Here is a 14,832-nt window from a genome sequence, read left to right as displayed (position 1 = left end):
TAATTGCCTGTCAGGGATCACCCATGGCCAAGCTCGAAACCGCTGCGCTCGCTCAACTGTTTACCGAAGCGCGCACGCGCAACGGCTGGAAGCCGGATTCCATTCCGGAAGACGTGCTGCGCGAGCTGTACGACCTGGTGAAGTTCGGCCCGACGGCCGCCAACGCCACGCCGGCGCGCTTCATCTACGTCAGCAGCCCGGAAGCCAAGGCCAAGCTGGCCGCGCTGTCGTCGGGCTCGAACGCGCCGAAGATCCTGGCGGCCCCGGTGACGGTGATCGTCGGCTACGACCTCGACTTCCCCGAGACCCTGCCCAAGCTGTTCCCGCACGCCCCGGGCGCCAAGGACTGGTTCAACGACCCGGTCGCCAAGGAGTGGGGCGCGCTGCGCAACAGCTCGCTGCAGGGCGGCTATTTCATCCTCGCCGCGCGGGCCCTGGGCCTGGACGTCGGTCCGATGTCGGGTTTCGACAATGCCGGCGTCGACGCCGCGTTCTTCGCCGGCACGAACATCAAGAGCAACTTCATCGCCTCGATCGGCTACGGCACCGACGAAGGCCTGTTCCCGCGCAATCCGCGCCTGGACTTCGAGGAAGCGGCGCAGATCCTGTAGAAGCCTGTCATCCCGGCCAAGCGCGAAGCGCGCCGAGCCGGGACCACCGGAAGCGTTGAGCTTTCCGCGGTCCCGGCTCTCCGCTGCGCTGCGGCCGGGATGACAAGTGTTTTGTGCATCTGGCGCACATTGGCTAGATTGATCCCATGACCCTGCGCCACACCCTGATCGCCCTGCCGTTGCTCGCGCTGGCCGCCTGCGGGCCGGCCAAGAAGGACGAGGCTCCGGCCTCCGCCCCCGCGCCAGAAGCGGCCGAGACCAAGACGCCGGCCACCCTGGCCGTCACGCCCTATACGGGCGGGACCCTGAAGATCACTAAGGACAGCGTCGGCCCGATCACCGCCGCCACCGCCTTCGACATCCCCACCATTCAGGCCCTGTTCCCGAAGGCCAAGGTCGAGCAGGCCTTCATCCACTTCGGCCAGGGTCCGGCCCTGCCGATCATCAATGTCGAGCAGGACAACGTCCCGCTGCTGGAGATCGGCAAGGGCGAGGAGGGCGCGATCGGCTACATCGCCGCCGCCTCCGACCCCGTGACCGGTCCGCGCGACGAGAAGCTGCTGGCCAAGTGGGGCGAGCTGGACTTCACCGTCGCCCAGTGCCGCGCCGGCGAGGGCCGCGAGGTCAATATGACGATCTGCGTGCGTCCCGACGCCCCGACCGTCTCGTATGTGTTTGGCGTCCCGGGCTTCACCGGCAAGACCGTGCCGCCCGAGGCGACGCTGAAGGCCAAGGGCCAGCTGAACCAGTTCATCTGGCGGCCGACCGAAGGCGCTGTGGTCGGCGCCGGCTGATCCATGATCCTGTCGATCGACACCTGCCTCGGCGCCAGCTCGGTCGCCGTGCTGGATGGCGAGCGCGTGCTCGCGACCAAGTCCGAACCGATGACCCGCGGCCACCAGGAGCGCATCGGCATGATCGCGCGCGAGGTGGCGTCGGGAGCTGGCATTGCCTTCGAGGACCTGACCCGCATCGGCGTCACGGTTGGTCCCGGCTCGTTCACCGGCCTGCGCGTGGGTCTGGCCTTCGCCAAGGGGCTGGCCACGGCCCTGTCGATCCCCTGCGTGGGCGTCACCACCCTGGAGGCCTTGGCCTTCGGCATCCCGGGCTTCACCGCCGCGGTGCTCGATGCGCGGATGAGCCAGGTCTACATCCAGGTGTTCGCGGACGGCGTCTCGCTGATGGCCCCTGACGCTCTCGAGTTGGGCGAGGCCGCGGCGCGGCTGGCCGAGCTGCATTCGGGCGGTCCGGCGACCCTGGTCGGCTCCGGCGCGCCGCTGCTGGCCGACACGATGAGCGGGGCGGCGATCCTGACCCCGGCCGCGCCCGATCCGGTCGCCGTGGCCCGTCTGGCCGCCGCGCGCCCGACCCCCGCCCATTCGCCTCGGCCGCTCTATCTGCGCGCGCCCTATGCGACGTTGCCCGCCGCATGAACCTGCGTCCTGTCGGCTCCGAAGCCGCGTTCGATCTCGCCGACCTGCACGACAAGGCCTTCGACCGGCCCTGGACGGCCGTGGACCTGGACGAGCTGCTGAAATCCCCCGGCGCCTTCGCCGTGCTGGGGGAGGCCGGCGAGCCTGCGGAGTCCAAGGGCTTCATCCTGTGCCGCTCGATCGCCGGCGAGGCCGAGATCCTGACCATCGCCGTCGATCCCGCCGCCCGCCGGCGCGGCTGGGGCGCGGCCCTGGTCGAGATGGCGGCCGGGATCGCGACCGAAACCCGCGCGGAGGCCCTGTTCCTGGAGGTTGCGGCCGACAATCTGGCGGCCATCGCGCTCTACCAGGCGACCGGATTTCTCAAGGTCGGCTTACGCAAGGGCTATTATCCCCATCCGGATGGCGCCAAGGACGCGCTTGTGATGCGGCGGGCGCTTAACACTTAAGAGCCGATTGCCTATCTTGCCGCGACTCAGACGGAGGCTCCGCCTTGGATCGACTTGAAAAAGCCTGCATCGAAAAAGGCATGCGCATGACGGACCAGCGCCGCGTGATCGCGCGCGTGTTGTCGTCGGCCGAGGACCACCCGGACGTGGAAGAGCTGCACCGCCGCGCCCACGCCATCGACCCGCACATCTCGATCGCCACGGTCTATCGCACCGTGCGCCTGTTCGAAGAGAGCGGCATCATCGAGCGCCACGACTTCCGCGACGGCCGCTCGCGCTACGAAGAGACGCCCGACCACCACCACGACCACCTGATCGACATGAAGACCGGCAAGGTCGTCGAGTTCGTGGACGAGGAGATCGAGGCCCTGCAGCACGCGATCGCGCGCAAGCTGGGCTACAAGCTGGTGGACCACCGGCTGGAACTCTACGGGATGCCGCTGGAGGAGTAGGGCGCGCGGAGGTGTGACCTCCGCGCCCTTGCGCAGCGGGGTCCTCGACCCCATAACCTCGCGGGATGAGCGAGACCCCGCAGAAGCGCCTGTTTATTAAGACCTACGGCTGTCAGATGAACGTCTATGACAGCGAGCGCATGGCCGATGTCCTGCGCCCGCTGGGCTATGGCGTGGTCGATGACCCCGAAGGCGCGGACCTGGTGGTGCTGAACACCTGCCACATCCGCGAGAAGGCGACCGAGAAGGTCTATTCCGAGCTCGGCTACATCAAGCAGATGAAGGATCGGAAGGCCAAGGACGGCGGTCGCATGACCATCGCCGTGGCCGGCTGCGTCGCCCAGGCCGAGGGCAAGGAGATCATGCATCGCCAGCAGGCGGTGGATCTGGTTGTCGGCCCGCAGGCCTATCACCAACTGCCCGAGCTGATCGCTCGCGCCCACCGGGCGACCGGCGAGCGCCTGGCTGCCGACTTTGCCGCCGACGAGAAGTTCGACGCCCTGCCGGCCGAGCGCCACGTGACCGGGGTCACCGCGTTCCTGACCGTGCAAGAGGGCTGCGACAAGTTCTGCACCTTCTGCGTGGTGCCCTACACGCGCGGCGGCGAGTGGTCGCGGCCGGTCAACGACATCGTCGAGGAGGCCAAGCGCCTGGCCGGCGCCGGCGTGCGCGAGGTCACCCTGCTGGGCCAGAACGTCAACGCCTACGACGGCGACGGCTCGACCCTGGCCAAGCTGGTGCGTCAGCTGGCCAGGATCGATGGCCTGGACCGCATCCGCTATACGACCAGCCACCCGCGCGACATGGGTGACGATCTGATCGAGGCCCACGGTGAGCTGCCGGAGCTGATGCCCTATCTGCACCTGCCGGTGCAGGCGGGCAGCGACAAGATCCTCAAGGCCATGAACCGCGACCACACGGCCGAGAGCTATGTGAAGCTGATCGAGAAGATCCGCGCAGCCCGGCCCGACATCGCCATGAGCGGCGACTTCATCGTCGGCTTCCCCGGCGAGCGCGACGGCGACTTCGACAAGACGCTGGAGCTGGTCCGCGAGGTCGGCTTCGCCTCGGCCTTCTCGTTCAAATATTCGCGCCGCCCCGGCACCCCCGCTTCGGCCATGCCCGGCCAGGTCGACGAGACGGTCAAGGCCGAGCGCCTGGAGCGCCTGAACCAGCTGCTGGACGACCAGCAACGCGCCTTCAACGCCGGCCAGGTCGGCAAGGTGCTGCCGGTGCTGTTCGAGAAGGCCGGCCGCCACCCTGGTCAGGTCGTGGGTCGCAGCCCATATCTGCAGGCCGTCCACGTGGAAGGCCCTGAAAGCCTGATCGGGACGATCGCACCCGTCCGTATCGAGAGCGCCGCCAAGATGAGCCTGGGCGGCGTTCTGGAAAGCCAACCGACCCTGGAGACCGCTTGAGCCGCACCCCTGAGTTCCTGCCGCTGTCCGACGACGCGGTCCACGCTGTTTCCGGACCTTCCGGGCGCCATGCGGCGCTCGTCGAGGACGCCTTCAAGGTGTTGATCGAGACGCCGGGCGGCGGCGTCACCATCACCGGCGACGCGCGCGGCCGCACCGGCGCCAAGCGGGTGCTACAGAGCCTGGCCGATCGCGCCGACGCCGGCGAGGAAGTGGTCGAGGCCGACGTCCGCATCGCCATCGGCAGCGCGCAGGAGACCGGCGGCCAGGCCTCGCCCCGCGCGGTGCGCAAGGGTAATGTCTCGCCCAAGACCAAGGGCCAGGCCCGCTACATGGAGGCCATGGCCAGCCATCCGCTGAGCTTTGGCCTGGGTCCGGCCGGCACCGGCAAGACCTTCCTGGCCGTGGCCCACGGCGCGGGCATGCTGCTGCGCGGCGAGGTCGATCGCCTGATCGTCACCCGTCCCGCCGTCGAGGCCGGTGAAAAGCTGGGCTTCCTGCCGGGCGACCTGAACGAGAAGGTCGATCCCTACATGGCCCCGGTCTGGGAAGCCCTGACGGACATCATGGGCGCCGACCAGCTGCGTCGCCGCCGCGAGAAGCTGGAGATTGAGGTCGCCCCGATCGCCTTCATGCGCGGCCGCACCCTGGCCCATGCGTTCGTCATCGTCGACGAGGCGCAGAACTGCTCGCGCCTGCAGATGAAGATGGTCCTGACCCGCCTGGGCGAGGGCGCGCGCATGGTCGTCACCGGCGACCCGACCCAGGTTGACCTGCTGAACCCGCGGGATTCGGGCCTGGCTCACGCCGTCTCGATCCTGGAAGGGGTCGAGGGCGTGTCGATCTCGCGCTTCACCTCGGCCGACGTCGTGCGCCACCCGCTCGTCGAGCGGATCGTTAAGGCCTATGACGCGGACGCGGCGCAGAATACACCCCGCTAACATGACCATCACCGTAGACATCGAGATCGAGGACGAAGCCTGGACGGCCGCCGCGCCGGAGGCCGAGGCCCTGGTCTGGCGCGCGGCCCAGGCCGTGCTGGACGCCCATGAGGACATCGAAGGCCAGGGGATCGTGATCCTGCTGACCGACGACGACAGCGTCCAGGCCCTGAACCGCGACTTCCGTCAGAAGGACTACGCGACCAACGTCCTGTCCTTCCCCTCGCCGAAGGGACCGGAGGCCAATCCGGAAGGCCAGATCGGCGACATCGCCCTGGCCTATGGCGTCTGCGCGCGCGAAGCGGCCGAGCAGAACAAGACGCTGGCGCACCACCTGCAACATCTGGTGGCGCATGGCGTGCTACATCTCCTAGGATACGATCACGAGGACGACGCTGACGCCGAGGCGATGGAGTCGTTCGAACGTGAGATCCTGGCGGGCCTGGACGTTCCAGATCCGTATGCCGGGGATGAAGAGGAACGCTAACGGGCCATGCCCAGCGACGAGCCTAGTCAACAGCCCGCCGAACCGGTTCGACGCAGCCGGGGCGTGCGGGCGTTTTTCCGACGCATGCGAAAGCAGCTGATCGCCGTGGGCGGCGCCTCGCCGCGCGCGCTCGAGCCGCCGGTCCAGCCCGGCGCGGTGGACATGGTTGACCAGGCCGAGGCGTTCAAGACGCTGCGGGTCGCAGATCTGATGACCCCGCGTCCCGACATCGTGGCGGTCGAGCTGACCACGCCGTTCGAGGCGGTGGTCGCCCGGTTTGTCGAGACCGAGCACACCCGCATGCCGATCTACGACGAGAACCTGGATGCGCCCGTCGGGGTGGTCCACATCAAGGACGTCTTCCGGCTGCTGGCCGATGACGAGCAGATCCCCGCGCCCGGCGACCAGGTGCTGAACACCCTCCGTCGCGACGCCCTCTATGTGCCGGCCTCGATGAAGGCCGCCGACCTGCTGCTGCGCATGCGCACCAAGCGCATCCACATGGCCCTGGTCATCGACGAATTCGGCGGCACCGACGGCCTGGTCTCGATGGAAGATCTGATCGAGGCGGTGGTCGGCGAGATCGACGACGAGCACGACGCCGTCGCTGTGGCCAGTGTCATCGCCCGTCCCAATGGCGTGTTTGACGCCGACGCCCGCGCGCCGCTGGAAGAGCTGGAAGCCGCCCTGGGCCGCGAACTGGCCCTGGCCGACCTGGAAGAAGAGATCGACACGGTCGCCGGCCTCGTCGTCGCCTTGGCCGGCCAGGTGCCGCATCGTGGCGAGGTCGTGGCCCATCCGGACGGCTATCTGTTCGAGGTGCTCGAGGTCGACCAGCGCCGCATCCGCCGTGTGCGGGTGCGCCCGGCGCCGGTGGCCCTGGCCGAGCCCGCTGTCGTGGGCGCCGCCACCTCGTGATCGCAGCCTGGACCCGCTTCCGGACGCGGCCCTGGAGCGGGCCGCTGCTGGCCCTGTTGTCGGGTCTCGCCGCCGCCCTGGCCCATCCGCCGTTCGGGGTGCTGCCGGGCCTGCTGGGCTATGCCCTGCTGCTGCATCTGCTGGACGACGCCAGCCCTGACAAGCCTTTGCGCTCGGCCTTCTGGCGGGGCTGGTTGGCGGGCGTGGGCTATTTCGGCTTAAGCACCTGGTGGCTGGGCGAAGCCTTCATGGTCGACGCCGCCAACCAGGGTTGGATGGCGCCGTTCGCGATCGGGGCCATGGCCGGCGGCCTGGCGCTGTTCTGGGGCCTGGCCGGTCTGCTCTATCGTCTTGTCAGCCCGCAGAGCGCCTGGCGGGTCCTGACCTTCGCCGGCGTGTTCGCGGCCCTGGAATGGGCGCGGGGCCACGTGCTGACCGGCTTTCCCTGGAATCTGCCGGGCGAGACCTGGAAGGCGGGCAGCCTGCCGTCGCAGACCGCCGCCCTGGTCGGCGCCTATGGCCTGACCTGGATCACCCTGGCCATCGCCGCCGCCCCCGCTGTCTGGCGGCAGGGTAGGGCGGGCAAGGTCGCCCTGGGCGCCGCCGCCGCGGGCCTGGTCGCCCTCTACGGCTACGGCGCGATCGCCATTGCTCGCCCGACAGTACAGGGCGCGCCGGTCACGGTGCGGATCGTCCAGGCCGACATCAAGCAGGACCTGAAATGGGACCCGGTCCGCTTCGCCCAGATCGTCCAGGCCTATGTCTCGCTGACCGCCAAGCCCTATGCCGGCAAGCCCGCCGACATCGTCATCTGGCCTGAGGGCGCCCTGCCGGCCTCGCTGAACGAGGTCCTGGCCCCCGGGATCTGGACGCGCAAGGCCATCGCCGACGCCTTGCAGCCCGGTCAGACCCTGCTGATCGGCGGCTATCGCCAGGACGGCCCGATCGACAAGCCGATCTATTACAACAGTCTGGCCGCGCTGCGCCGCACGGCCGACGACGTCGAGGTGGTAGGGATCTACGACAAGCACCGGCTGGTGCCGTTCGGCGAGTACCTGCCGGCCGACGCCTTCCTGACCGCGATCGGCTTCAAGAGCATGGCTCACCTGGGCGACGGCTTCGAGACGGGCCCGCGGCCCGCGCCGCTGCGGGTGCTGCCCGACCTGCTGGTCCAGCCGCTGATTTGCTACGAGAGCCTGTTCCCCGGCCTGGCCCGCAAGGATCCAGACGTCCGGGTGCTGATCAATGTTTCGAACGACGCCTGGTTCGGCGTGACGTCCGGGCCCTTGCAGCATCTGAACTTGGCCAGCTATCGCGGCATCGAAAGCGCGCGCCCAATCCTGCGCGCCACCCCCACCGGGGTCAGCGCCGTGATCGACGCGCGTGGTCGAATCATCCCCGGAACCCGCCTGGATCTAGGCAAAAGCGGAGTGATCGATTCGCTTATACCGGGGAAGGGTGAGTCTACACCCTTCGATAACTTGGGGGATTGGCCGTTCTGGGCGCTTCTACTGATATCTGCGGTTGCGTCAGTTCGCCTGAGGGCAGGTAAAAACTCATTCTCTATTGCGCGCACGGGCGACTTGAGCTGAATTAAAATCGCAATTTCAGCGATTAAGCGTGCGTATGAGCGAGTCTGCGGATACCGAGCGTCACCCCAACCCCGTCGATCTTCACGTCGGGGCGCGCATCCGCATGCGCCGCAAGATCCTGGGCGTCAGCCAGGAGCGTCTGGCCGACGATCTGGGCCTGACCTTCCAGCAGATCCAGAAATATGAGCGCGGGGCCAACCGGGTCAGCGCCAGCAAGCTGTACGAAATCGCCAAGAGCCTGCAGTCGCCGGTCGGCTATTTCTTCGAGGGCCTGGTCGACGCCAATACCGGCATGTCGGAGACGGGCGAAGCCTTCGTCCACGACTTCCTGATGACCGACGAGGGGCTGGAACTGGCCACCGTGTTCCCGCGCATCAGCCGCGCCAAGGTGCGGCGGAAGATCCTGGACCTGGTGCGTTCGATGGCCGAGGAAGAAGCCCAGGGCGGGCTAAACGACTAAAAAAGGCGGGTTTCGCGCGATTTTCGCGGATTCTGAGGGCGCCTGCAGGTTCTCTGACTTGCTGGCATAAACATATCTTTATATGGTTTCGGTCTAACTGGACGCCGAATGGGACGGTGAATCCGTCCGCGCGTGTCATGATCGGAGCTGTCTCTTGAGCCGTTCGTCCTACATCTTCACCAGCGAGAGCGTTTCCGAAGGCCACCCCGACAAGGTCGCCGACCGTATCAGCGACACCGTCGTCGACGCCTTCCTGACCGCCGACCCCGAGGCGCGCGTCGCCTGCGAGACCCTGGTCACCACCAACCGCATCGTGCTGGCCGGTGAAGTCCGCGCCGGCAAGCCGGACGGCGACAAGAAGGCCAACAAGGAGCTGACCAAGGACATCCTGAAGTCCCTGGAGCCCAAGGTTCGCGCCGCCATCAAGGACATCGGCTACGAGCAAAAGGGCTTCCACTGGGAGAAGGCCAAGTACTCGAACTTCCTGCACGGCCAGTCGGCGCACATCGCCCAGGGCGTGGACGCCACCGACAAGAAGGACGAAGGCGCCGGCGACCAGGGCATCATGTTCGGCTACGCCAGCACCGAGACCCCGGAGCTGATGCCGGCCACGCTGCAGTACAGCCACAACGTCCTCAAGCGCCTGGCCGAACTGCGCCACAGCGGCGAGCTGTCGGAGCTGGAGCCCGACGCCAAGAGCCAGGTGACGCTGGAATATGACGGCAACGGCCGCCCGGTCCGCGTCGTCTCGATCGTGGTCAGCCACCAGCACAAGAAGAAGATCGACGGCAAGGCCGCGACCTCCAAGCGCGTGCTGGACCTGATCAAGCCGCACATCCTGCCGATCTTCCCGGACGGCCTGATCACCAAGAAGACCCAGTGGCTGGTCAACCCGACCGGCCGCTTCGAGATCGGTGGCCCGGACGGCGACGCCGGCGTCACCGGCCGCAAGATCATCGTCGACACCTATGGCGGCGCGGCCCCGCACGGCGGCGGCGCGTTCTCGGGCAAGGATCCGACCAAGGTGGACCGCTCGGCCGCCTATGCCTGCCGCTACCTGGCCAAGAACGTCGTGGCCGCCGGCCTGGCCGACCGCTGCACCATCCAGATCGCCTATGCGATCGGCGTGGCCCAGCCGGTCTCGTTCCACGTCGACCTGCACGGCACCGGCAAGGTGGATCCGGCGGTGCTGGAAAAGACCCTGCCGCAGCTGATCGGCGGCGCCACCCCGCGCGCCATCCGCGAGCACCTGCAGCTGAACCGTCCGATCTACGCCCGCACCGCCGCATACGGCCACTTCGGCCGCACGCCGGACAACGAAGGCGGCTTCTCGTGGGAGAAGACCGATCTCGTGGGCGACCTGAAGGGCCTGGCGTAAAAGCCACGACCTCCTGAACTTCGAAGCGGGCTCCGATCCTCACGGGTCGGAGCCCGTTTTCATTTCACGCTCAACGCTCTAAGACGCCGCCCCATGACCAATCCCACTCAACCCCATGGCCCGCTGCGCTCGTTCGGCCGTCTGAAGTCGCGCCCGGTGAAGCCGCGCCAGCAGGCCCTGCTCGACACCCTGCTGCCCGAGATCGCCGTGCCGCAGGGGCCGTTCCAGCCCCTGGACCTGATGCCCGAGGCCAAGGCCGTGTGGCTGGAGATCGGCTTCGGCGGCGGCGAGCATATGGCGCAGCAGGCCGGTCGCAGCCCTGAGACCCTGATCATCGGCGCCGAGCCCTTCGTGAACGGCGTGGCCAGCGCCGTGCGTCACGTCGAGGAGCAGGCTCTGAAGAACGTTCGCATCCACGAAGGCGACGCCCGCGACGTGGTGGACTGGCTGCCCGACGCCTGCCTGGACCGGGTCTTCATCATGTTCCCCGACCCCTGGCACAAGGCGCGCCACAACAAGCGCCGCCTGATCCAGCCGGAGTTCGTCGCCAGGCTGGCGCGGGTGCTGAAGTCGGGGGGGCGTCTGCGCTTCGCCACTGACTGGGCCGACTACGGCGAGTGGACGACCGAGCGGGTGCTGGCCGATCCGAACTTCCGCTTCGAAGACGACAGCGCCGATCGCAACGCGATCCCGGCGGACCACGTCACGACGCGCTACGAGGAAAAGAAGCTGGGCGACTGCGCCCCGGTGTTCCTGGACTTCATCCGGGCCTGAAACGGAAAAAGGGCCGGCGTTTCCGCCGACCCTTTAAGAACTCAGTACGTCTCGTTGTAGCGCTTGATCGCCGTACGGATGATCTCGGCGGTCTCGTCGATGTCGGCCCAGCCGCTGATCTTGGTCGACTTGCCCTTTTCCAGGTCCTTGTAGTGCTGGAAGAAGTGGGCGATCTGCTCGGTCAGGATGGTCGGCAGGTCGCGCCAGCTGGTCACGCCCGTGTAGAACGGGTGCAGCTTGTCGACCGGCACGGCCAGGATCTTCTCGTCCGAACCGGCCTCGTCGACCATCATCAGGGTGCCGATCGGGCGGCAGCGGATGATCGCGCCGGGCACCACCGGGGTCGGGCCCACAACCATGATGTCGGCCGGGTCGCCGTCGTCGGCCAGGGTGTGCGGGATGAAGCCGTAGTTGGCCGGATAGAACATCGCCGTGTGCAGGAAGCGGTCGACCATCAGGGCGCCGCTGGCCTTGTCGATCTCGTACTTCACCGGCTCGCCGCCCTGCGGGATTTCGATGATGGCGTTGAGATCGTAAGGCGGGTTCTCGCCGGTCGGAATCTTGGAAAGGTCCATTTTGACTCTTTTTGATCTTTGAGGACCGCGGGGAGGCGGCCTGCGCGGGGCTTCTATAGGCCAGAATTGCTGCGGCGCGGAAGCCGGTGTCGGAGATTTCACCCCGGAGAGTCGACAAGGCGGGTTCGGTCGCCTATAAACCGTCCTACATCGTCCGTCAGCGCTAGATGGCGCTTTCGAGCGGCGGCCCGAAAGGCTGCCGCTTTTTGTTTGGCCGTTGGTCTGCTCAGATGAGCGCGAACCGACAGCCCCGAGTGAGTTGAGAGAACGTGCGCGGCAAGACGCAGGAAGATCGTGACCTGATCGAGATGCTCGATCCCATCGCCGAGAGCCTCGGCTATGAGATCGTCCGCCTGCGTCTGATGGGCGGGACCGAGCAGCGCCGCCTGCAGATCATGGCCGAGCATCCGCTGCAGGAAGACGGCAGCGGCGGCGACATGAACGTCGAGGACTGCGCCCGCCTGTCGCGTGGCTTCTCGGAAATTCTCGACCCCGCCGACCCGATCGCCGGCGAATATACGCTGGAAGTCTCCAGCCCCGGCATCGACCGTCCGCTGACCCGCCTGAAGGATTTCGACGACTATGCCGGCCTGGAGGCCCGCATCGAACTCGACCGCGTGGCCGAGGGCCGCAAGCGCTTCAAGGGCGAGCTGGCCGGCGTCGAGGACGACCAGGTGGGCATGAACATCGAGGGCGAGGACGACGTTACCGTCTACTTCCCGTTCGAGTGGATCATCGACGCCAAGCTCGTCATGACCGACACCTTGATGGAGCGGGGCGCCAAGCAGCGCGCCGCCCGTCTTCAATCCGACAACGAAGACCTGTCCGAAAGCGAAGAGGACTGACCATGGCCATCGGCATCGCCGCCAACCGGCTTGAACTGCTGCAGATCGCCGACGCCGTCGCGCGCGAAAAGGGCATTGAGAAGGAAGTCGTCATCGAGGCCATCGAGGACGCCCTGCAGAAGGCTGCCCGCGCTCGCTACGGCGCCGAGCACGACATCCGCGTCAAGATCGACCCGCGTACGGGCGAAACGACGCAGAAGCGCGTGATCGAGGTCGTCTCGGACGACGCCGAGCTGGAAGGCGAGATCGGCAAGGTCCAGCTGTCGATCGCCAAGCGCACCTGGCGCGACGCCGAGATCGGCAAGGTCTACGAAGAAGCCCTGCCGCCGTTCGAGATCGGCCGCGTCCAGACCCAGATGGCCCGCCAGGTCGTCATGCATAAGGTCCGCGAAGCCGAGCGCGAGCGTCAGTTCGACGAGTACAAGGATCGCGTCGGCGAGATCGTCAACGGCAGCGTCAAGCGCGTCGAGTACGGCAACGTCATCGTCGACCTGGGCCGTGGCGAAGGCATCATGCGCCGCGACCAGTCGATCCCGCGCGAGAACTTCAACGTCGGCGACCGCATCCGCGCCTACATCTACGACGTCCGTCGCGAGACCAAGGGCCCGCAGATCATGCTGAGCCGCGCGCACGGCGGCTTCATGGCCAAGCTGTTCGCCCAGGAAGTGCCGGAAGTCTACGACGGCGTCATCGAGATCCGCGCCGTGGCCCGCGACCCGGGTTCGCGCGCCAAGATGGCCGTCATCTCGAACGACGGCTCGATCGACCCCGTCGGCGCCTGCGTCGGTATGCGTGGTTCGCGCGTGCAGGCGGTCGTGGCCGAGCTGCAGGGCGAGAAGATCGACATCATCCAGTGGTCGGAAGATGAAGCCACCTTCATCGTCAACGGCCTGGCGCCTGCGGAAGTCTCCAAGGTCGTCATGGACGAGGAAGACGAGCGCGTCGAAGTCGTGGTGCCGGACGAGCAGCTTTCGCTGGCCATCGGCCGTCGCGGTCAGAACGTCCGCCTGGCCTCGCAGCTGACCGGCTGGCAGATCGACATCATGACCGAAAGCCAGGAGAGCGAGCGCCGTCAGCGCGAGTTCGCCGAGCGCACCAGCCTGTTCCAGGAAGCCCTGGACGTCGACGAGGTCATCGCCCAGCTGCTGGTCACCGAAGGCTTCGCCGCGGTGGAAGACGTCGCCTATGTCGAGCCGCACGAGATCGGTTCGATCGAAGGCTTCGACGACGAGACCGCCGAGGAACTGCAGGCCCGCGCCCGCGAATTCCTGGAAAAGGAAGCCGCCGCCCTGGACGCCAAGCGCGTCGAACTGGGCGTGCAGGACGAGGTTCTGGCCATCGAGGGCGTGACCCTGGCCATGGCCGTGGCCCTGGGCGAAGGCGACGTGAAGACCGTCGAGGACTTCGCCGGCCTGGTGCCCGACGACATGCGTGGCTGGTTCGAGAACAAGGGCGGCGAGCGCGTGCGCGAGCCGGGCATCCTGGAAAGCTTCAACCTGTCGCCGGAAGACGCCGAGGCCCTGATCATGCGCGCCCGCATCATCATGGGCTGGGTCGAAGCCCCGCCGGAGCCGGAATACGAAGAGGTCGAGGCTGAAGGCGAGGCCGAGGAGCCCGCCTCGGAAGACGCCTCCGCCGCCGCCCCCGAAGAAGAGGCCTAAGCCCTTCGGAGCGTGAATTGACGGCCTCGCGGAGCGATCCGCGGGGCCGTTCGCTCTTCCAGAAAGATCATGACCGAGACCGCCTCTCCCAAGACCCACGCCGAAGCCAATCGTCAGCGCAAGGACATCGTCCTGGGCGAGGCGACCGACGAGGCGCGTCTGGTCCGCTTCGTGGCGGGCCCTGACGGTGTGGTCGTGCCGGACGTGGCGCGTAAGCTGCCTGGCCGGGGGATCTGGGTCGGCGCGGACCGGGAGTCCGTGACGATGGCGGCCAAGAAGGGTCTCTTCTCGCGCTCGGCCAAGACCAAGCTGACCGCGCCGGCCGACCTGGCCGACCAGGTTGAGGCGCTGCTGGCCCGGCGTGTGCTGGACAGCCTGGGTCTTGCGCGCAAGGCCGGGACCATTATCTCAGGCTTCGAAAAGGTGGTCGCCGCCGTGGCGACCGGCAAGGTCGCCTGGCTGATCGAGGCGTCCGACAGCGCCGAAGACGGTCGCCGCAAGATCCTTTCCGCCGCGCGAAAGGCTCCCAAACCGCCCCGTTTACTGGGCGCGTTCACTTCGGACGAATTGGGTTTGGCCTTGGGTGGGGAGAATGTGATACACACGGCGCTCCTCGCCGGGCCTGGCGTCGAACGTTGGACTTTGGACGTCGAGCGTTTATCAGGCTTCCGCCCGCTTCTGCCGCCCGAATGGTCGGCGAACGGACGAGAGGAAAGCTAGAGTTTTTCGATCGCACCGCGCGATCGATGCGATCGAAAAACTCTAGAATCTTTGACGTGGGGCGTAGTCATCCGGGCTGCGTCCGTGAGTGAAGGGTCGGGAAACGCGCTTGCTTCGG

At 67.3% G+C, this 14,832-nt stretch carries 17 protein-coding genes; 16 read left to right on the top strand and 1 reads right to left on the bottom strand.

Annotated features, from left to right (window positions below; translation table 11 throughout):
• Window positions 1-23: 23 nt before the first annotated feature.
• The 13 genes from ABDW31_RS04445 to trmB all read left to right on the top strand — a co-directional run bounded on the left by ABDW31_RS04445 (window position 24) and on the right by trmB (window position 10,913).
• A complete protein-coding gene (locus tag ABDW31_RS04445; protein WP_343698363.1) occupies window positions 24-611 on the top strand; it encodes a malonic semialdehyde reductase in 588 nt (195 codons plus the stop codon).
• 146 nt (window positions 612-757) lie between these two features.
• On the top strand, window positions 758-1,405 hold the full coding sequence (locus ABDW31_RS04440) for a DUF1131 family protein (protein WP_343698362.1): 648 nt from the start codon (window positions 758-760) through the stop codon (window positions 1,403-1,405).
• A 3-nt stretch (window positions 1,406-1,408) separates the two neighbouring features.
• Window positions 1,409-2,044, top strand: coding sequence for a tRNA (adenosine(37)-N6)-threonylcarbamoyltransferase complex dimerization subunit type 1 TsaB (gene tsaB / locus ABDW31_RS04435; protein ID WP_343698361.1), 636 nt, complete (start codon window positions 1,409-1,411; stop codon window positions 2,042-2,044).
• Window positions 2,041-2,493, top strand: coding sequence for a GNAT family N-acetyltransferase (locus ABDW31_RS04430; RefSeq protein ID WP_184714899.1), 453 nt, complete (start codon window positions 2,041-2,043; stop codon window positions 2,491-2,493). Before tsaB ends, ABDW31_RS04430 begins: the two co-directional genes overlap by 4 nt.
• A gap of 44 nt (window positions 2,494-2,537) precedes the next feature.
• Window positions 2,538-2,945: a Fur family transcriptional regulator gene (locus ABDW31_RS04425; protein ID WP_184714897.1), complete on the top strand. Its 408-nt coding sequence runs from the start codon at window positions 2,538-2,540 to the stop codon at window positions 2,943-2,945.
• A gap of 65 nt (window positions 2,946-3,010) precedes the next feature.
• Entirely contained in the window at window positions 3,011-4,363 is a 1,353-nt protein-coding gene (gene miaB, locus ABDW31_RS04420) for a tRNA (N6-isopentenyl adenosine(37)-C2)-methylthiotransferase MiaB (RefSeq protein WP_343698360.1), read from the top strand.
• Window positions 4,360-5,304 (top strand): PhoH family protein, encoded by a 945-nt coding sequence (locus ABDW31_RS04415; protein ID WP_184714893.1) that lies wholly within the window; start codon window positions 4,360-4,362, stop codon window positions 5,302-5,304. Before miaB ends, ABDW31_RS04415 begins: the two co-directional genes overlap by 4 nt.
• 19 nt (window positions 5,305-5,323) lie before the next feature.
• The gene (gene ybeY, locus ABDW31_RS04410) at window positions 5,324-5,791 is read left to right on the top strand and encodes an rRNA maturation RNase YbeY (protein ID WP_343698438.1); all 468 of its coding nucleotides are present in this window, start codon (window positions 5,324-5,326) and stop codon (window positions 5,789-5,791) included.
• 6 nt (window positions 5,792-5,797) lie between these two features.
• Window positions 5,798-6,709 carry a hemolysin family protein gene (locus tag ABDW31_RS04405; RefSeq protein ID WP_343698359.1) on the top strand — a complete coding sequence of 304 codons (912 nt, stop codon included), beginning with the start codon at window positions 5,798-5,800 and terminating at the stop codon, window positions 6,707-6,709.
• A complete protein-coding gene (gene lnt, locus ABDW31_RS04400; protein ID WP_343698437.1) occupies window positions 6,709-8,301 on the top strand; it encodes an apolipoprotein N-acyltransferase in 1,593 nt (530 codons plus the stop codon). Before ABDW31_RS04405 ends, lnt begins: the two co-directional genes overlap by 1 nt.
• Before the next feature lie 28 nt (window positions 8,302-8,329).
• Complete coding sequence (locus ABDW31_RS04395; RefSeq protein WP_343698358.1) at window positions 8,330-8,761, top strand: helix-turn-helix transcriptional regulator; 432 nt, start codon at window positions 8,330-8,332, stop codon at window positions 8,759-8,761.
• Between the two features lie 154 nt (window positions 8,762-8,915).
• Window positions 8,916-10,139, top strand: a complete 1,224-nt coding sequence (gene metK, locus ABDW31_RS04390) for a methionine adenosyltransferase (protein WP_343698357.1) — start codon at window positions 8,916-8,918, stop codon at window positions 10,137-10,139.
• 93 nt (window positions 10,140-10,232) lie between these two features.
• Window positions 10,233-10,913 carry a tRNA (guanosine(46)-N7)-methyltransferase TrmB gene (trmB, locus tag ABDW31_RS04385; RefSeq protein WP_343698356.1) on the top strand — a complete coding sequence of 227 codons (681 nt, stop codon included), beginning with the start codon at window positions 10,233-10,235 and terminating at the stop codon, window positions 10,911-10,913.
• Between the two features lie 41 nt (window positions 10,914-10,954).
• Here trmB and ppa read toward each other — a convergent pair whose 3' ends face one another.
• On the bottom strand, window positions 10,955-11,488 hold the full coding sequence (gene ppa, locus ABDW31_RS04380; protein ID WP_184714883.1) for an inorganic diphosphatase: 534 nt from the start codon (window positions 11,486-11,488) through the stop codon (window positions 10,955-10,957).
• 269 nt (window positions 11,489-11,757) lie between these two features.
• Between ppa and rimP the strand changes: the two genes are divergently transcribed.
• From rimP to ABDW31_RS04365, 3 genes are all read left to right on the top strand, one after another.
• Window positions 11,758-12,333 carry a ribosome maturation factor RimP gene (gene rimP, locus ABDW31_RS04375; RefSeq protein WP_184714881.1) on the top strand — a complete coding sequence of 192 codons (576 nt, stop codon included), beginning with the start codon at window positions 11,758-11,760 and terminating at the stop codon, window positions 12,331-12,333.
• Window positions 12,334-12,335: 2 nt separating this feature from the next.
• Window positions 12,336-13,994 carry a transcription termination factor NusA gene (gene nusA, locus ABDW31_RS04370; protein WP_184714879.1) on the top strand — a complete coding sequence of 553 codons (1,659 nt, stop codon included), beginning with the start codon at window positions 12,336-12,338 and terminating at the stop codon, window positions 13,992-13,994.
• A 69-nt stretch (window positions 13,995-14,063) separates the two neighbouring features.
• A complete protein-coding gene (locus tag ABDW31_RS04365) occupies window positions 14,064-14,714 on the top strand; it encodes an RNA-binding protein (protein ID WP_343698355.1) in 651 nt (216 codons plus the stop codon).
• Window positions 14,715-14,832: the final 118 nt, after the last annotated feature.

The sequence above is a fragment of the Caulobacter sp. genome (genome assembly GCF_039596335.1).
In the GTDB taxonomy this organism is placed as follows: domain Bacteria; phylum Pseudomonadota; class Alphaproteobacteria; order Caulobacterales; family Caulobacteraceae; genus Caulobacter.
This window is presented reverse-complemented; position numbering and strand designations above follow the sequence as displayed.